Below are 18,059 nucleotides of genomic sequence, written 5' to 3' on the forward strand. Positions count from 1 at the left end.
ACCGCCCGTGTGACAGGGGGCTGAGACAATCGCATGCGGGCGGCCTCTCCCCCTACAGACTCCGGACCGCCCGCACCACCACATCATGCATCACGGCGATGCCGCCGTCGGCGTCCGAAACCTGCCGCGGCCGCGACTCGGCCACCTCGACGGCCAAGGACTCCCCCGCGATGGCGGAGACAACTTCGTCGACGTCGAACATCACGTGTCGAAGGTGGGCCCGGTGTCCACCCTCCTCGACGTCGACGACGTCGTGGCCGACGATCAGCAGGGTGCCGCCCGGCGCGACGGCCGCCGCGAGGGAGCGGAACAGCTCGGTCCGCGTTGGCAGCGGCAGGTGCATGAACTGCGCCGACACCAGATCGTAGGACAGTGGCTCCGGCCCCCATACTGTGAGATCGCGCTGCTGCCAGTCGATGCGGTCGGCGGCAGCCAAGTCGACTGCTTCGGCACGGGCCCGCGCCTTCTGCAGTGCATTCTCGGCAATGTCTATCCCCATGACATGCCACCCTCCTAGAGCGAGCCAGATGGCATCGCCCCCCTCGCCGCTCCCGATGTCCAGGGCCCGGCCAGGTGCCAGGGCAGCGGCCTCGGCAACCAATACGGGATTCGGGTTTCCGCTCCACGTGTGCCCGGGGGCGGCATAGCGGTCCTCCCAGTAGTTGCGCCCAAACGGCTGTTCCTGGGCTTTCATCAGCGCACCTCCGCGAGTCCGTGGCGGCGGGCGGCCACGGCAGCGGCCGTTTCCTCTGCAATGAGGTCCGCATTGACGGCCGCGCCAACCCATACGCCGGAGGCGGCGGCTGTGACCACCTGCATCTTCATATCGCCCACGTTACCGGCCACCCACACGCCCGGCACGGCGGTCGCCCCGGTGGCAGGGTCATTGGGCACAGTCAGGCCGAACCCCGAGGGGTGCGCCTCGGCAGTGATCCCCAGCCCGGCGAGCACGTCGGCATTCGATTTCACCGGCGCACCCACAGCCAGCGCGTCGACGGGCACTGTGGATCCGGATGCGAGCACCACTCCGGTGAGCCTGTCGTCATCCACCCGAAGCCCGGCTACGGGCCCGGACACCACCGCAATGCCGCGGGCGGCGAGCTCCTCCAACTGCTCGGGAGTCGGCTCCGGCCCGCTGTGCAGGAACAGCGTGACATTGCCGCTCCACTGGCGGAAGAGCTGCGCCTGGTGCATTGCCATGGCCGATGTCGCCAAGACGCCGATGGCCTGGTCCCGGATCTCCCAGCCGTGGCAGTACGGGCAGTGCACGACGTCGCGTCCCCACCGCTCGGCGAGGCCGGGGATGGCCGGCAGCTCGTCCGTGAGCCCGGTGGCGATAACGAGGCGCCGAGCGAGGACCTCCCGGCTGCGGCCGTCGTCGGTAATGAGTGTGGCAGCGAAACGAGCCGCACCGCCGTCGTCGGGCAGGGCCCGGGCGGCCGAAACGGTGCCCGAAAGAATGTCGCCGCCGTACGACTCGACCTCGGCACGGCCAAGCCTGGTGAGCTCGAGGGGCGGTATGCCGTCGCGGGTCAGGAAGCCGTGCACGCCCGCCGCCGGAGCGTTGCGGGGCTCGCCGGCATCGACAACGAGCACATCGCGGCGGGCCCGTGCAAGGGTGAGGGCGGCGCTCAGGCCGGCAGCTCCACCGCCGACCACCAGTACGTCGAGCACACGGTCCGGATCGCGGTGCGGATGGGTGGGGGCAGTGTTCTGGTCATTTGTCATGGGTTGTGACCTCCTGCTTCGATTCTGATCCCGGCCATCCGCGGTGGCAAAGATTCTTGCCGATCTGGCAAAATGGCTGCCATGGACGACGCAACTCCCACCACTGAGGCCATGCTCGCCACCGTTGGACCGCGGTTGAAGGCCCTGCGGACACAGAAGGGCGCCACCTTGGCCGAGCTCTCGGCCACGACAGGCATCTCCTCCAGCACGCTGTCTCGCCTCGAATCCGGCCAGCGGCGGCCCGCCCTGGAGCTGCTCCTGCCGTTGGCCCGCGCCTATGGGGTGCCGCTGGACCAGCTGGTCGGCGCGCCGGAGATCGGCGACCCGCGCATCTATCTGCGCCCCATGCGCCGCCGCGACCAGATCATCCTGCCGCTGTCGCGCAGCGAGGGCGGGCCGCAGGCGTTCAAGCACCTGATCCCGGCGTCGGTGCCCGAACGCGATCCCGAGCCCAAGGTGCACGAGGGCAATGAATGGTTGTACGTTCTCCGCGGGTCCCTGCGGCTGGTGCTGGGCCCGCACGACATCATCCTCTCTGCCGGCGAGGCCGCGGAATTCGACACACGCACGCCGCACTGGTTCGGCCGGGTGGGTGCCGGGGACGTGGAGTTCCTCTCCCTGTTCGGCCCCCAGGGCGAACGCATGCACGTCCGCGCCGCCCCACCGGGCCGCCTGGACCATTGAGCCACGCCCCCAACTAGGTGACAGCTATCGCACACTCCGGGCGCTGGAACGTGCGATAGCTGTCACCCAGTTGGGGCGGGGCGGGGTGGCGGGCACCACATTTGCTGTGAAAGAGTTCCTTCATGACTGCTGACGCCGCGAGCAACCCGTTCATGACCGAAAGCCCGCTCCCCCATGGGCTGCCCAATTTCGCCGCCATCAGGAACGAACACTATCTGCCGGCCTTTGCCGCGGGCATGGCGGCCCAGCTGGCCGAGATCGAAGCCATCACCAGCAACCCGGAACTGGCCACCTTCGCCAACACGGTGGTGGACATGGAGCGTTCCGGCCAGCTGCTGGGCCGTGTGGCCGCCGTGTTCTTCAATGCCAGCAGCGCCCATGCCACCGACTCCATCCAGGCCATCGAGCAGGAGGTGGCTCCACGGCTGGCCGCCCACGGAGACGACATCTACTTGGATGCGGCCCTCTACCAGCGCTTCCGCGCCGTTCCGGCCGAGGGTCTCGACGCCGAGTCCGCACGCCTGCTCGAGGAGTACCTGAAGGCGTTCACCCGCGCCGGTGCCCAGCTGGATGCCCCGTCCCAGACCCAGCTGCGCGCACTCAATGCGGAACTGTCGGTGCTGAACACGACGTTCTCCCAGGACGTCCTCAAGGACACCAATGATTCGGCCTTGTGGGTGGCCGACGCCGGGGAGCTGGACGGGCTGGGTGCCGACGACATCGCCACCGCCGCGGAGGCCGCCCGCACGGCGGGGCACGACGCCGGCTACCTGCTGACGCTGATCCTGCCGACCGCCCAGCCGGCCATGGAATCCCTGACCAACCGCGAGACCCGGCGCCGGCTCTTCGAAGCATCCGTGAACCGTGGCAGCCGCGACAACGACGCCAATGTGCTGGGCACGGCGGCCCGGATGGCGCAGCTGCGGGCCGAGCGCGCAGCCCTGCTGGGCTTCCCCACCCATGCCGCATTCGCCACGGATGACCAGACGGCGCCGTCGTTGGCCGCCATCCACGACTTGCTGGGCGAGCTGGCACCGGCAGCCGTCGCCAATGCCAAGAGCGAGGCGGAGCTGCTGGCCGAGGCCGCGGGCCACCCCATCGAGGCGTGGGACTGGGCCTTCTATTCGGAACAGGTGCGCCGGGACAAGTACGACGTCGACCTGGCCGCCCTCCGGCCGTACTTCGAACTGGAGCGGGTGCTCACCCACGGCGTGTTCTACGCCGCCGAACGCCTCTATGGGCTGACGTTCCTCGAGCGCACCGATCTGCCCGGCTACCACCCCGACGTCCGCGTCTGGGAGGTCCTCAATGCCGACGGCAGCTCGCTGGGCCTTTTTCTGGGCGACTACTACACCCGCGACACCAAGAACGGCGGGGCCTGGATGAACGAATTGGTGGAGCAGTCCCGGCTGTTCGGCCGCCATGCCGTGGTGGTCAACAATCTGAACATCCCCAAGCCTCCGGAGGGCGAGCCCACGCTGCTCACCTATGACGAGGTGGTGACCTGCTTCCACGAGTTTGGCCATGCGCTGCACGGGCTGTTCTCCGCGGTGAAGTACCCCCGATTCTCCGGCACCAATGTGCCGCGCGACTTTGTGGAGTACCCGTCCCAGGTGAATGAAATGTGGATCCTGTTCGCCGAGGTGGTGGCCAACTACGCCCGCCACCACACCACCGGCGAGCAGCTGCCCGCCGCCGTGATCGCGAAGGTCAAGGCGGCGTCCTTGTGGGGCCAGGGCTTTGCGACCACCGAATACCTCGGGGCCACGCTGCTGGATCTGGCCTGGCATGAGTTGGAGCCGGGCACTACGGTGGATGATCCCGCAGCCTTCGAGGCGCAGGCGCTGGCCGACGCCGGGGTGGACCTGCCGCAGATTCCGCCGCGCTACCGCACGGGCTACTTCAAGCACATCTTTGCCGGCGGCTACTCGGCGGGCTACTACGCCTACATCTGGAGCGAGGTGCTCGACGCCGACACGGTGGAGTGGTTCAAGGACAACGGCGGCCTGACCCGGGCCAATGGCGACATCTTCCGCGCCACGGTGCTGGCCCGCGGGAACTCCGCGGATCCCCTGCAGTCCTTCCGCGACTTCCGCGGGCGCGACGCCGAGCTGGCACCGCTGCTGGCACGGCGCGGTTTGGGGCAGCCCGCCCTGGACTAGGCCAAACCCTGCCACAACGACGTCGGGCACCCTCCGGAAGGAGGGTGCCCGACGTCGTTGTGTTGAAGCTACGCGGAGACGGTGGTTGCGGCGATGTAGTGTGCCAGCGGTTCCAGCGGCGGCTGGGAGGAGGAATCCCCCACGGCGGCGGCGCCGACGGCGTTGGCCGCAGCCAATGCCGCGCCGTAGCCCAGCCCGGCGCGCAGGGCCAGCACCAGAGCCGCGCAGAAGGCATCGCCGGCGCCGATGGTGTTGGCCACCGGAACCGAGAAGCCGGCGGCCTCGGCCACCTTGACGCCGTGCTCAAACATCGCAGCCCCATCCCCGCCGTAGGTCACGGCGACGAGTTTGGCTTCGGCCAGCGCCGGGATCAGGGCGTACTCGGTCTCGTTGACGATCACCAGATCGCAGCGCTCCAGCAGTTCCGCGGGCAGCGCCATGGCCGGGGCGGCGTTCAGCGCAAAGTAGCCGCTGGTCTTCCGTGCTGCCTCGACGACCAAGTCCAGGTCGATTTCCAGCTGGCAGAGCACCGTCTCGTCCGCCGCGAACTCGACGCCGTCCAGGGACACCGTCCCGTTGGCGCCGGGGCAGACCACGATCTGGTTCTCGCCGTGGCTGTCCACGTTGATCAGCGCCGTGCCCGTGGGCTCATCCACCCGGGCCACGTCGGTGGTGTCGACGCCGGCCGCCTCCATCGCCGCCAGCAGGGCAGCGCCGTCGCCGTCCGTGCCCACGGCACCCACCATGCGCGAGCTGCCGCCGAGGCGGGCCGCGGCCACAGCCTGGTTGGCGCCCTTGCCACCGGGTTGGCGGCGGAGCACGCCGCCGCCCAGAGTCTCCCCCGGGGTGGGCAGGCGCTCGGTGGTGGCCGTGATGTCCAGATTGATGCTGCCGACAATGGTGAGGGCGGGGCGCGGGTGCTCGGTCATGAAGGGTCCTTTGTCTTTGGTGGGTGCCCTCATCAGGGCTGGAGGGACTGCATGACGGACAGGTGTCCCGCCTTGGCAGTGATGACACATTTGGCCAGATAGAAGAGTTCACCGGACCGGCGCAGGCTCTGGGTGGCCACCAGCACCGGATCGGCGGGGTCGATGAGCAGCAACGCGGCGCGGCTCGCCCCGGCAGTGCTCAGGCCGATCTGGCATTCGCCATCCAACGCGCCGGCGCCGGCGGAGTCCAGCACGGCAAGCAGCGTCCGCGCGTCGCCGACGGCGGGATCCGGCTGGCGGGCCAGCAGCTCGTCATGCTCCGGGTTGGAGGCAATGTGCTCCTGCAGGTGGGCGATGGGCTCGCCGTCGCGCAGCAGTACGCTCTCCCACAGCCAGGACTGCTCCCCCGGTTCCAGGCCGACACGCGGGGCGACAAATTCCGACGCCGGCTGCCGGGTGGTCTGGACCCGGTGCAGCGCGATCTGCTGGCCGGGCGCGCGGAAGATGTCATCGAAGGGGGCCACCCGCTCGATGCCGTGCCGGGGCAGCGCATCGGCCACAAAGCGGCCCACGCCGCGGCGGGCGCGGACCAGGCCGTCCTCCTCCAGCAGCATCAGCGCTTCACGGACCACCGTCCGGCTGATCTTCATGTGGGCGCCCAGTTCCGTTTCGGTGGGCAGCAGCGAGCCCGGGCGCAGCAAATCCGTTCTGATGGCCTGGGCAATCCGGGAGTACGCCGCCACCCGCAGGGGCATGCCAGGGGCCGACACCAGTGGTGCCGACAGGAAACTCAATGCTGTGTCCGCCATGCGCTCCTCGCTTCACTGGCTGCGGCCGTAGGGCCCTTCAACACTACTGTACGGCTTGTCCCCGCCCGTTATACATGGTTGTATAACAACTAGATTCTTATCATCCCCGACCAGGAGCAACCGCCGCATGAGTGAGCAAACAGCCGTCCCCCTCTATCTGGACTGCGACACCGGCATTGACGACGCCCTGGCCGTGGGCTACCTGCTCGCCTCCACCAAGGCGAACCTGCTGGGCATTGGCTCGGTCAGCGGCAACGTCAGTGCCGCCGTCGGCGCCCGCAACACGCTGGACCTGCTGGCCCTCGCCGGCCGCGAGGACATCCCCGTCGCCGTCGGCGCCCACAATCCCCTCGCCGGCGAGTTCTCCGGCGGGGCACCGCACGTCCACGGCGCCAACGGCATCGGCGGCGTCGAACTGACCGCCGCCACCCATGACGCTCTCGCCGAATCGGCCGCTGAGCTGCTCATCCGGCTGGCCCGGGAGAACGCAGGGAAGCTGCACATCCTGGCCATTGGACCGCTGACCAACATCGCCAAGGCACTGGAGCTGGAGCCCAATCTGCCCGCGCTGATCGACCACATCACCATCATGGGCGGCGCAGCCCTGGTGCCGGGCAACATCACCCCCGCCGCCGAAGCCAACATTGCCAACGACCCCGAGGCCGCGGCCGCCGTCCTGGCGGCCGATTGGGACGTGACGCTGGTGCCGTTGGACGTCACGATGGCCCACGTGTTCGAGGAAAGCCACCGCCAGGAACTGCTCGAGGCCGGCCAGCCGATGGCCACCGCACTGGGCGGCATGTTGGGCTACTACTTCCGCTTCTACAAGGACCAGTACGGCCGCGAATGCTCCGCCATGCACGATCCGCTGGCCGCAGCCATCGCCGTTGGCGGCATTGAGCTGGGCACCGCACCGCGCGTGCGCGTGGCGGTGGACACCACCAACGGCCCCGGCCGCGGCGCCACCATCGCGGACCTCCGCCGCCGCCACCTCGGCTTCCCCGACCAGGACGGCGCCCGCATCCGCGTGGTCCTCACCCTCGCCGAGGAATTCTCCCCCCACCTCGTCAACACCATCATCGGCAGCAACAACTAGCCATCCGCCAAAGTTAAACGAAGAACGGCGTCCCACCCCTCAGGGGGTGGGACGCCGTTCAGTTTTGCGTAGGCTACCCGGCTCGTCTCCGCTTGCGTAGATCCGCCAATGAAAGGCGAAATGCCGGCCTTGCAAAGGCGCGCATCACAGCCGGGCGTGGCGACAAGCCCGCCCGCGGGCGACTCGACGCTCCCGGCTGTGCCCAAGCGCCGGCAAGGCCGGCGTTGCGCCGGCCGTCAGCCGACGCAAAGCCGGGCGACGCCGGAAGTAGCCGGAGTTTTTACCAGCCGCGCTCGGCCAGGCGGTGCGGCTCCGGGATGTCGGCGACGTTGATGCCAACCATGGCCTCGCCCAGTCCGCGGGAAACCTTCGCCACCACGGAGGGGTCATCGAAGAAGGTGGTGGCCTTCACGACGGCGGCGGCACGCTGGGCCGGGTTGCCGGACTTGAAGATGCCCGAGCCGACGAACACGCCGTCGGCGCCGAGCTGCATCATCATCGCAGCGTCGGCCGGGGTGGCGATGCCACCGGCGGTGAACAGGACAACGGGGAGCTTGCCGGTGGAGGCGATCTCCTTGACCAGCTCGTACGGCGCGGCCAGTTCCTTGGCGGCAACGTACAGCTCGTCCTCGGGCAGGGCTGCCAGCTTGGCGATCTCGGCGCGGATCTTGCGCATGTGGCCCGTGGCGTTGGAGACGTCGCCGGTGCCGGCCTCGCCCTTGGAACGGATCATGGCAGCACCCTCGTTGATGCGGCGCAGGGCCTCACCGAGGTTGGTGGCGCCGCAGACGAAGGGAACGGTGAAGTTCCACTTGTCGATGTGGTGCTCGTAGTCGGCCGGGGTCAGAACCTCGGACTCGTCGATGTAGTCGACACCGAGGGATTCCAGGATCTGTGCCTCGACGAAGTGGCCGATGCGGGCCTTGGCCATGACCGGGATGGAGACGGCGTCGATGATCGCGTCGATCATGTCCGGGTCCGACATGCGGGACACGCCACCCTGGGCGCGGATGTCGGCGGGAACGCGTTCCAGAGCCATGACGGCAACGGCGCCGGCATCCTCTGCAATCTTGGCCTGCTCGACGTTGACGACGTCCATAATGACGCCGCCCTTAAGCATTTCGGCCATGCCGCGCTTGACACGGCTGCTGCCGGTGACGTTGGCCGTAGCGGAGGAAGCGACCGGCGTTACATCAGGTGTAGACACAAAAACCCCTATGGGAAGGTAGGTTGAGGGCCCAAAAGGCCTAACTTGGTACGGTCCATACTAGTGCCCGGCGTCGAGCGCTCCGAACCAGTTACGAATCTGTTCCACAGTCCACGGCCAGGCTTTGCGCCCGGACCGTCAGGACCCGCTGGAAGACCGTCACCAGGCTGGCCAGCGCCAGCAGCACCAGCACGATGGCCAGCAGGAGCTGCGGCAGGCCCAGGCCCACCAGGCCGGTGGCCACCAGGACGACGACGAGGCGCTCGGAGCGCTCGGCAATGCCCACGTTCGCCGTCATCCCCAGCCCCTCGGCACGGGCCTTGGCATAGGAGACCACGCTGCCCAGGACCAGGCACAGCAGCGCCATCACGGCGATGAAGGGGTTGTCGCCGCCGGTGAAGAACCAGATCACGATGCCGGCAAAGACGGCCCCGTCCCCCACCCTGTCCAGGGTGGAATCCAGGAACGCACCCCACGGGCCCGAGCGGCCCAGCATGCGGGCCATCAGGCCATCCACGATGTCCGAGAAGACGAAGACGGTGATCACCACCGTGCCCCAGAACAGCTCGCCGAGCGGATACCAGATGAGCGCGCCGGCCGCCACGCCCAGCGTGCCGGCAATGGTGATGGCGTCGGGGGAAATCCCCAGCCGCACCAGGAACCGGGCTATGGGGGTGAAGATGTTGGCAAAGAACGTGCGCGCGTACTTATTCAGCATTTGACCACGCCTTGGCCACCTGGTCGCGGACGTCGCCCAGCGTCTGGGTGATCGCCTTCGTCTGGGCAATGATCGGCAGGAAGTTTCCGTCCCCGCCCCAGCGCGGCACGATGTGCTGGTGCAGGTGGGCGGAGATCCCCGCCCCGCCGGTGACTCCCTGGTTCATGCCCAGGTTGAAGCCGGAGGGGTTGGAAACTTCGCGCAGCACGCGCATGCCCTGCTGGGTCAGGGCGGCAAACTCCGCCGTCTCCTCCACCGTCAGATCCGTGTAGTCCGGAATGTGGCGGTAGGGGCACACCAGCAGGTGGCCGGGGTTGTACGGGAACAGGTTGAGCACCACATAGTTCAGCTCACCCCGGTGCACAATCAGCGATTCTTCATCGCTGCGGCTGGGGGCCACGCAGAAGGGGCAGTCGTCCTGGCCCTTGTACTGGTCCTGGCCGCCCTTGATGTAGGCGAGGCGGTGCGGCGTCCAGAGCCGGGAAAAGGCATCCGGAACGCCGGGCAGTGCAAAGTCGTCCTGCACGCCCGGCGCCGGGATGGCACCATCGTGCTGTAGCTCGTCAGACAAGATGGTTCATACCTTTTCTCTGGTTGATTAGGCGGTGCGGTTCTTCACGGCCTCGACGATGCGGGCCACTGCCTCGTCCACGGGCACACCGTTGTCGGTGCTGCCATCGCGGAAGCGGAAGGACACGGCACCGGCCTCGGCATCCTCGCCACCGGCAATGAGGACAAACGGAATCTTGTCCTTGCTGGCGGTGCGGATCTTCTTGGGGAAGCGGTCGGAGGAGATGTCCGCTTCGGCACGGATGCCGGCGGCCTTGAGCTTGTCGACGACGTCGAACATGTACTCGTTGAAGGCCTCGGCCACGGGGATGCCGACCACCTGGACCGGGGACAGCCAGGCCGGGAAGGCGCCGGCGTAGTGCTCGGTCAGCACGCCCATGAAGCGCTCCACGGAGCCGAACAGGGCACGGTGGATCATCACCGGGCGCTGGCGGGTGCCATCGGCGGCCTGGTACTCGAGCTCAAAGCGCTCGGGCAGGTTGAAGTCCAGCTGGATGGTGGACATCTGCCAGGTGCGGCCGAGGGCATCCTTGGCCTGGACGGAGATCTTGGGGCCGTAGAACGCGGCTCCACCCGGATCCGGGACCAGCTCCAGGCCGGAGGCCTCGGCCACCTCGGCCAGCGTGCGGGTCGCTTCCTCCCAGACATCGTCGTCGCCGACGAACTTCTCCTCGTTCTTGGTGGAAAGCTCCAGGTAGAAGTCGTCAAGACCGTAGTCCTTCAGCAGCCCCAGCACGAAGTTCAGCGTGGTGGTGAGCTCGTCCTTCATCTGCTCCTTGGTGCAGTAGATGTGGGCGTCGTCCTGTGTCATGCCGCGCACGCGGGTCAGGCCGTGCACCACACCGGACTTCTCATAGCGGTACACCGAGCCGAATTCGAACAGGCGCAGCGGCAGTTCGCGGTAGGAGCGTCCGCGGGAGCGGAAGATCAGGTTGTGCATGGGGCAGTTCATCGGCTTCAGGTAGTAGTCCTGGCCGGGCTTGCGCACGGTGCCGTCCTCATTGAGCTCGGCGTCAACGTGCATCGCCGGGAACATGCCGTCCTTGTACCAGTCAAGGTGGCCGGAGACCTCGTAGAGGTGGCCCTTGGTGATGTGCGGGGTGTAGACAAACTCGTAGCCGGCATCCACGTGGCGCTGGCGGGAGTAGTCCTCCATCTCCTTGCGGATGATGCCGCCCTTGGGGTGGAACACGGGTAGGCCGGAGCCCAGCTCGTCGGGGAAGGAGAAGAGGTCCAGCTCCACGCCAAGCTTGCGGTGGTCGCGGCGCTCGGCCTCGGCAATGCGCTCCTGGTACGCCTTCAGATCATCCTTGGTGGGCCAGGCGGTGCCGTAGATGCGCTGCAGCTGCTGGTTGTTCTGGTTGCCCAGCCAGTAGGCGGCGGAGGTGCGGGTCAGCGCGAAGGCGTTGGAGATCAGCTTGGTGTTGGGCAGGTGCGGGCCGCGGCACAGATCGCACCAGAGGGAGTCCCCGCTCTTGCGGTCCACGTTGTCGTAGATGGTGATGTCGCCGGCGCCGACCTCCACGTTGACGCCCTCGGCGGTGTCGCCGTCGTTCTTCTTGCCCAGCAGTTCCAGCTTGTAGGGCTCGTTCGCCATGGCCTCGCGGGCCTCGTCCTCGGAAACCACGCGGCGGACGAACTTCTGGTTCTGGTTGACGATCTTGAGCATCATCTTCTCGAGGGTCTTCAGATCCTCGGGAGTGAAGGGCTCGGCGACGTCGAAATCAAAGTAAAAGCCATCGGTGATGTACGGGCCAATGCCCAGCTTGGCGTCCGGGCGCAGCTGCTGCACGGCCTGGGCCATGACGTGGGCGGTGGAGTGGCGCAGCACGTTGAGGCCGTCCGGGGAGGAGATGGTGACGGCTTCCACGGCGGCGGCATCGTCCAGCGGCTGGTCGAGGTCCTTCAGCACGCCGTTGACGCGCATGATGACGACGTCGCGGCGCTCAAAGAACAGCTCGGCACCCGTGGTGCCAGCAGCTACCGTGGTTGCTTCGCCATCGACGTCGAGGGTGATTTGTATGTCCACTGGCATTGCTGGCTCCTAAATTCGGTTGAATGGCTCCGTGCAAGCAACATACGGGGGTTGCTGTGAGCCTCTTCGATGGTATCGGTTCTTCAGAACTGCACCCAATCTGGCACGGCCCCCGGCACCGTCTCCCGCGGGGCGGGAAGCGGCAGCGTCTCGGTTCGGGCCAGATCCCAGGCCTGCAGCGCCTGCAGGCTGATCCCCCGCGGTCCGGTGCGCCGGGTGAGGCCGCGGATCAGCAGCATCCGGGTGCCAAAGAGCAGCGGCCCGGATTGCTCCTGCGCCTCGTGGAAGAAGGTGGCGTCCACGCAGCCGGTGCCGTCGTCGATGCTGATGAACACCACGCGGCGGCCACCACGCATGGGCGGGGTCTGTGTGGCCACCCGCACCCCGGCCACCAGCACCTCCGAGTTGTTGCGCAGCCCCAGCAGCCTGTCCGCCGTGGTCACCCCCAGGGAATCCAGCAGCGGCTGGTAGCTGCCCATCAGGTGCCCGCTGACATCCAGGGCCAGCAGGTCCAGTTCCGTGCGGACCTTTTCGTGCAGGCTGGGCTCCGGCAGCAGCGGCCGCAGCGCTGAGAGTTCCAGATCCCCCAGCGGCAGGGCCAGCTGCCCCTCAAGCGGCTGGTGCCGTGCCGAAGGACTCCGGGCAGGCTGCCCCACCAGGTGGGCCACCAGATCGGCCCGGCTGGCGGTGGACCCTGAGGCTGCTTTGACCGAACGGTGCAGGGCGTCGAAGGCCCCCAGCTGGGCCAGCCGCTTCATAATGGGCCGGCTGACCCGCGCGCGGGTGCGCAGATCGGCCAGCGAATCGTAGGGCTGGTTCGCCACAATCCGCTTCAGCTCGGCCCCGGAAAGTCCGTAGACCCCGGCCAGGCTCATCCGGATGCCGAGCACGCCGTCGTCCGTCCGTTCCACCCGGTACTCCCCCGCGCTGGCGTTGATGTCCAGCCCCAGGATGGGGATGCCCAGCCGGCGGGCCTCCGCCACCAGCAGCCGGCGCGGGTACATGCCGGGATCGTGCTCCCACAATCCGGCCAGGAAGGCCTCCGGGTGGTGGGTCTTGAGCCAGGCGGATTGGTAGGTGGGCACGGCAAAGGCCGCACCGTGGGCCTTGCAGAAGCCAAAGCTGCCAAAGGCCTTCAGCGTGTCCCAGACCGTGTCGACGACGCCGGGTGGGAACCCGTTGGCCAGGGCGTGGCGGCGGAAATACGCCTCCACCGCCGGCTCCTGCGCCTCATTGCCCAGGGCGCGGCGGAACTCATCGGCCCGGGCCAGCCCGCAATCCGTCATGACATGGAAGGTCCGCAGCACCTGCTCATGGAACACGGTGACCCCGTGCGTTTCTGCGAGCGCGGGTTTAAGCAGTGGGTGAGGGTAGACCTCGGGGGCGAAGCCTGCCCTGTTTTCGAGGTAGGGCTTGACCATGTTGGATTTCATGGGGCCGGGGCGGAAGAGGGAGATGTCGATGATGAGGTCGTTGAATTCGCGGGGGGCCATTTTGCCGATGAGTTCGCGTTGGCCTGGGGATTCGATTTGGAAGCAGCCCAGGGTGTGGGTGCTGCGGATGAGTTGGTAGGTGGGTTCGTCGTCCAGCGGGACGGCGTCGAGGTTGATGGTTCCGTCCGGGGCGATGTAGTCCGGCCCCGTCCCTGTCGCGTCCAAGGGGTGTCTGCCTGCGGCGACCACCTCCTCCTTGGTGGGGTGGATGCGGATGACCTCGCGCAGGGCGTAGGCCATGGCGCTTTGCATGCGCACGCCCAGGACGTCGAGTTTGAGCATGCCCATGGGGTCCATGTCGTGTTTGTCGAACTGGCTCATGGGCAGTCCCAGCCCACTGGGTTGGACGGGTGTGCGGTCCAGGAGGGTGGCGTTGCCCAGGATCACTCCGCAGGGGTGCATGGAGATGTGGCGTGGCAGTCTGTCCAGGCGTTCGGTGATGTCCACGAGCAGGTCCAGCTGCTGGGGGGTTCCGGTTCCGTCCCCCCAGTGGCTTGCCTCCACCCGTTGGGCGAATTCGCGCAATTCGGGTTTTTCTGCGAGCGCCTCACGGAAGCTGCGGGCGGAGAAGCGCCATAGTTGTTTGGCGATGGTGTCGATCTCCTCCTCGTCCATGCCCAGGGCCAGTCCTGCGTCGCGGACGGCTCCGCGGGCGCGGTAGCCGTTTTGCATGCTCATCAGGGTGACCCGTTCTTCGCCGAAGCGTTCGAAGATGCGGTGGTACACCGCGTGGCGTTGTGCGCTCTCCACGTCGATGTCGATGTCCGGGAGGGTGGAGCGGTCGCGGGAGAGGAAGCGTTCGAAGATGAGGTCGTGGCGCAGGGGGTCCACTTGGCTGATGCCCAGGAGGTAGTTCACCAGGCTTGAGGCGCCGGAGCCTCTGGCGGCTCCCCGCACTCCCATGTCGTGGATCATGGTGGAGACCTCGGCGACGGTGAGGAAGTAGGCGGAGAAGCCCAGATCGGTGATGGTGGCCAGTTCCATTTCGAGGCGTTGGTGCACGTCCCGGGCCTTGGCGCCTGTGGGGTTGGGGTAGCGCGCGGTGATGCCGGCGTCGCAGCGTTGGCGCAGTTCCGCATCCGGGCTTCCTGCTATCCCCAGGACCGAGGCCTCGGGGACCGTGGGGCTCTTCCATCCCATGTCTTTGACGGGGTCCATGCGGCAGCGGTCTGCCAGCTTCTCGGTGTTGGCCAGCAGTTGGGCCAGGTCTGCGGTGCCGCAGCCGGCGTCGCGCATGATCTCCCTGCCCAGCTGCTCCATCTGGGCTGCGCTCTTGAGCCAGCCCTGGGCCGTGGGCTGGAGTTTGGGGGCTGGGCCTGCGAGCGCGGTGAGGGTGCTCAGCTCCCGGGCTGAGTCCAGCACGTCCGCTGTTGCTGCGCCGTCTTCGCTGACGTAGCGGACGGCGTTGGTGAGGATGGCGGGGATGTAGAGCTCGTTGGCCAGTCGCAGCATGCGCACGGCGTGCTGTGTGCTCAGGGCCGTGCCGGGGGTGCTGCGGTGGGAGACGATCTCCGCCATGAGCGTTCCTGTGGGCATCAGCTGGTGCCAGCGGGCAAGCCTGCGCCTGGGCAGCAGGTATTGGCGCCCCTCCATGGCGCGGCCGACGTCGGAGTCCGGTCCGATGAGGATGGTCAGCACCGGTTCCAGAGTGGAGGGCTCGACGGCGTAGGTGGCGAGCTGCTCGATTGTCACCCCTGCGGGGTTGTGGGAGTGTGCGGCGGAGACCAGCCGGCACAGGGCCTTGTAGCCTGCGGGGCTGCCGTGGGCCAGCACCACCACGCGTCCGCCCTCCTGCAGGCGGGGCGCTGCGCCGAGGCCGGGGCTCCGGGTTCTCTGGCTTCCCCGCGTATCCGGGGCGGGTTCCAGGACGGCCAGGTCCACGCCCACGATGGGGTCGATCCCCGCCTCGCTGCAGGCCTTGAGGTGTTTGATGGTGCCGTAGAGGCCGTCGCGGTCCGTGCAGGCGAGCGCGGTGGCTCCGTCCGCGGCTGCGGCCTGGGCGAGCTCGTTGGGCCAGGAGACGCCGTAGTGGGCGCTGAAGGCCGTGGCTGCGTGCAGGTGGGTGAAGCTAGGCACCCCAGTCCTCCTCGCACGGCTCCTCCGGCTCAGCCAGCTCCTCTCGCTCCTCAGGTTCCTCAGATGTGCGCAGGGCGTCGTGGATGCGGATCATCCGCCAGCGCCCGCTGCCCACATGCCGGGAAAGGTCGAAGGTGTACAGCTCCCCCTTGCCATCGAGCCGTGCCTGGACCCGCCAGATCTCGTGGTCCACCAGGCCGGGCCCGTGGCCCAGCGGGGCCCGCAGTTCCTTCTCCCACCAGGAGCGGCGTTCATACCAGCGCACCGGATCGGCCCCCAGTTCATAGCTTCCTCCCTGCCAAGCGAGGCGCAGCGGCAGGCCCTCGGCGGAGAGTTCAACCTCCACGGATGCACTGAAGATGCCCACGCCCTCTTCCTTCCCGCCGCGGAGAAGTCCACCGCCCATCCATCAAGCCATTGCCTGCCGATTTGCCGGCCGCATCTGGTGCCACGTGCTGCTGTTGAGTATTCGAACATATATTCGAATTCCGTTCCAGTGTACGCCGTGGCCGGGGCCTCAACAACGAACCTCCGGCCAAGGGTCGGCGGCCGAAGAGCGGGCCGGGCGGAAGGTGGCAGGCCATAGCTGAGGGTCCAAATGACCACTAGCATTGCCTCAAGGCACCAATGACGCTGCGCCGCCGTACCACCCACACGATAAGGAGCGTTCCATGACTGACATGGTCACCCTGATTGCCAGGACTGCCCCGCTGGAGCGGGAGTTGAAGACCTCAACCCGCACCGTGGAACAGGCCGATACCAGGCCCATTGGCGAGCTCTACTTCTCTGCCTACGACCCGGGGCTGGCCGGCGAATCCCTCGAGGCCGCCATCGAAAACATGGGCGCCTCCCTGACCGGGAAGTACGGAAAGTTCCTCCCCAAGGCATCACACGTCTCACTGGACGACGATGGCCACATCATCGCCGCGGTGCTGGTGGTGGAGAAGGCTGTCGGCGACGACACGCCCGACGCGCCCTTCATTTTCGAACTTTTCACCGACCGCGAGTTCCGCCGCCGCGGTTTGGCCGAGGATCTGGTCCTGTCCGCCATGGACAGCCTGTTCAACGCCGGGTACGAGGAGGTGGCACTGAGCGTGGACAGCAACAACGCCGCCGCCATCGCCCTGTACCTTTCCCTGGACTTCCACCGCTGGTCTCCGGAATGGTCGGGCGAGGACTAGAGGCAGGGCAGTGAAACCAGCCGTTTCCTTCATCTCACTGGGCGTGCGCGACACCGCCGCATCCCGGGCCTTCTACGTTGAGGGCCTAGGCTGGCCAGTCCACATGGAGGTCCCCGGCGAGGTCATCTTTGTCCAGGTCAACCATGGATTGATGCTCTCCCTCTGGGACAGGGCCGCCATGGCCGCCGACGCCGGGGTGGACCCTTCCGGCGGGATCCCCGCCATCACGCTGAGCCAGAACCTGGGCTCACCCGCCGAGGTCGACGAGGCGCTGGCCCAGGCCGTTGCGGCAGGCGCCGTCGTCGCCGCCGAGGGCAAGGCCACCACCTGGGGCGGCTACGTGGCCTACTTTGCCGATCCCGACGGCTTCCGCTGGGAACTGGCGTTCAACCCCACCTGGCAGGTCGACGACGGCGGCGACGTCACCGTCTGAGCCGCCGGCCTCACTTCAAAGGTTCTAGAGCAGCGGATCATCCACCGGCGCGGTCAGCTCCGGGGAATCGTTGCGGACGTTCCCCACGGCGGCAGCCACCGGATCCAGCACCCAGCCGGCAGCGACGTCGTCGGCGGAGGCGAGCACCATCTCCAGCAAGGCCTTCGGGTCATCGGCCTGCGGGTCCAGCCAGGACGCCATCGTCTCGGCGTCCATCGGCACAGGAAGCCTGTCATGGAGCCCGGCCAGCTCTGCGAGCGCGCTGCCTTCAACGCCGTCTGGCTCCGGCGAGGCCTTGGTGATGATGGCGCAGGACAGCAGCCACTGTTCGGCACTGCCCTCCGGCTGGGCGGGATCCTTCCACCATTCATAGAGCCCGGCGAAGGTGGTCAGGGAGCCGTCCTTGCTGTGCACGAAGTACGGCTGCTTGGTCTTGCCGTCGGCGGACTTCTTCCACTCGTAGTAGCCCTCCACCGGTACGGCACAGCGGCGGGCCTTCAGGGCGGCGCGGAAGCTGGGCTTCTCCGCCACCGTCTCGCTGCGTGCATTGAACGAACGCACCGCCACCGAGGGGTCCTTGGCCCAGGAGGGCACCAGTCCCCATTTGGCGACGTGGATCTGCCGGTGCACGGCACCGTCGATCAACCGCTCCAGCACAATGGGCACATCCGTGGTGGGGGCAACGTTCCAGGACTGCCGCAATTCCAGGGCCGCATCGGCCTCCGCTTCAAGCTCCGCCACCAGGTCGCCCACGGCCCGGGCCATCACATATCGTCCGCACATGCACCCCATCCTTGCACCCGTGCGGGCGTTCCGCGAGGCCGTGCGGATGCCGGGTGGAAGCGTCCATGACCGCCCTGTGACCCGCGGAGAAGGGAATATCCGCGGCATTGGGTAGCGTTGTGTTCAACAACTGAGCCAAATCCGCACCAACACAA

16 protein-coding genes are annotated in these 18,059 nt (G+C 67.6%); 5 read left to right on the forward strand and 11 right to left on the reverse strand.

Features of this window, described 5'->3' with window-relative positions; all coding sequences use genetic code 11:
* Positions 1-52: 52 nt before the first annotated feature.
* Positions 53-694 (reverse strand): class I SAM-dependent methyltransferase, encoded by a 642-nt coding sequence (locus tag K254_RS0108605; RefSeq protein WP_026555020.1) that lies wholly within the window; start codon positions 692-694, stop codon positions 53-55.
* On the reverse strand, positions 694-1,728 hold the full coding sequence (locus K254_RS0108610) for an NAD(P)/FAD-dependent oxidoreductase (RefSeq protein WP_051388993.1): 1,035 nt from the start codon (positions 1,726-1,728) through the stop codon (positions 694-696). The genes K254_RS0108605 and K254_RS0108610 overlap by 1 nt, the downstream gene beginning before the upstream one ends.
* A gap of 81 nt (positions 1,729-1,809) precedes the next feature.
* On the opposite strand from K254_RS0108610, the gene K254_RS0108615 reads away from it, so the two are divergent.
* Both K254_RS0108615 and K254_RS22510 read left to right on the forward strand, forming a co-directional pair.
* A complete protein-coding gene (locus K254_RS0108615) occupies positions 1,810-2,412 on the forward strand; it encodes a helix-turn-helix domain-containing protein (RefSeq protein ID WP_026555022.1) in 603 nt (200 codons plus the stop codon).
* A gap of 122 nt (positions 2,413-2,534) precedes the next feature.
* Positions 2,535-4,574, forward strand: coding sequence for a M3 family metallopeptidase (locus K254_RS22510; protein ID WP_035749149.1), 2,040 nt, complete (start codon positions 2,535-2,537; stop codon positions 4,572-4,574).
* A 68-nt stretch (positions 4,575-4,642) separates the two neighbouring features.
* Here the strand turns inward: K254_RS22510 and K254_RS0108625 are convergent, their stop codons facing one another.
* Positions 4,643-5,503, reverse strand: coding sequence for a ribokinase (locus K254_RS0108625; RefSeq protein WP_026555023.1), 861 nt, complete (start codon positions 5,501-5,503; stop codon positions 4,643-4,645).
* Positions 5,504-5,535: 32 nt separating this feature from the next.
* Positions 5,536-6,312: a GntR family transcriptional regulator gene (locus K254_RS0108630; RefSeq protein WP_026555024.1), complete on the reverse strand. Its 777-nt coding sequence runs from the start codon at positions 6,310-6,312 to the stop codon at positions 5,536-5,538.
* Positions 6,313-6,439: 127 nt separating this feature from the next.
* On the opposite strand from K254_RS0108630, the gene K254_RS0108635 reads away from it, so the two are divergent.
* Positions 6,440-7,408: a nucleoside hydrolase gene (locus K254_RS0108635; protein WP_026555025.1), complete on the forward strand. Its 969-nt coding sequence runs from the start codon at positions 6,440-6,442 to the stop codon at positions 7,406-7,408.
* Positions 7,409-7,688: 280 nt separating this feature from the next.
* Here K254_RS0108635 and pdxS read toward each other — a convergent pair whose 3' ends face one another.
* The 6 genes from pdxS to K254_RS22520 form a co-directional block, all read right to left on the reverse strand.
* Positions 7,689-8,615, reverse strand: a complete 927-nt coding sequence (gene pdxS / locus K254_RS0108640; protein ID WP_026555026.1) for a pyridoxal 5'-phosphate synthase lyase subunit PdxS — start codon at positions 8,613-8,615, stop codon at positions 7,689-7,691.
* Positions 8,616-8,706: 91 nt separating this feature from the next.
* Positions 8,707-9,333: a phosphatidylinositol phosphate synthase gene (gene pgsA, locus K254_RS0108645; RefSeq protein ID WP_026555027.1), complete on the reverse strand. Its 627-nt coding sequence runs from the start codon at positions 9,331-9,333 to the stop codon at positions 8,707-8,709.
* The gene (locus K254_RS0108650; protein WP_051388994.1) at positions 9,323-9,904 is read right to left on the reverse strand and encodes an HIT family protein; all 582 of its coding nucleotides are present in this window, start codon (positions 9,902-9,904) and stop codon (positions 9,323-9,325) included. The genes pgsA and K254_RS0108650 overlap by 11 nt, the downstream gene beginning before the upstream one ends.
* 27 nt (positions 9,905-9,931) lie before the next feature.
* Positions 9,932-11,938: a threonine--tRNA ligase gene (gene thrS, locus K254_RS0108655; protein ID WP_026555029.1), complete on the reverse strand. Its 2,007-nt coding sequence runs from the start codon at positions 11,936-11,938 to the stop codon at positions 9,932-9,934.
* 83 nt (positions 11,939-12,021) lie between these two features.
* Positions 12,022-15,507 carry a DNA polymerase III subunit alpha gene (locus K254_RS22515; RefSeq protein WP_035749150.1) on the reverse strand — a complete coding sequence of 1,162 codons (3,486 nt, stop codon included), beginning with the start codon at positions 15,505-15,507 and terminating at the stop codon, positions 12,022-12,024.
* The gene (locus K254_RS22520) at positions 15,500-15,874 is read right to left on the reverse strand and encodes a DUF6504 family protein (RefSeq protein WP_051388995.1); all 375 of its coding nucleotides are present in this window, start codon (positions 15,872-15,874) and stop codon (positions 15,500-15,502) included. The genes K254_RS22515 and K254_RS22520 overlap by 8 nt, the downstream gene beginning before the upstream one ends.
* Before the next feature lie 304 nt (positions 15,875-16,178).
* Between K254_RS22520 and K254_RS0108670 the strand changes: the two genes are divergently transcribed.
* A complete protein-coding gene (locus tag K254_RS0108670; protein WP_026555030.1) occupies positions 16,179-16,688 on the forward strand; it encodes a GNAT family N-acetyltransferase in 510 nt (169 codons plus the stop codon).
* Between the two features lie 10 nt (positions 16,689-16,698).
* Entirely contained in the window at positions 16,699-17,121 is a 423-nt protein-coding gene (locus K254_RS0108675) for a VOC family protein (RefSeq protein ID WP_026555031.1), read from the forward strand.
* A 24-nt stretch (positions 17,122-17,145) separates the two neighbouring features.
* Here the strand turns inward: K254_RS0108675 and K254_RS0108680 are convergent, their stop codons facing one another.
* On the reverse strand, positions 17,146-17,904 hold the full coding sequence (locus K254_RS0108680) for an SOS response-associated peptidase (RefSeq protein WP_155848483.1): 759 nt from the start codon (positions 17,902-17,904) through the stop codon (positions 17,146-17,148).
* Positions 17,905-18,059 lie beyond the last annotated feature (155 nt).

The sequence above is a fragment of the Arthrobacter sp. 35W genome, assembly GCF_000482545.1.
Taxonomy (GTDB): Bacteria; Actinomycetota; Actinomycetes; order Actinomycetales; family Micrococcaceae; genus Specibacter.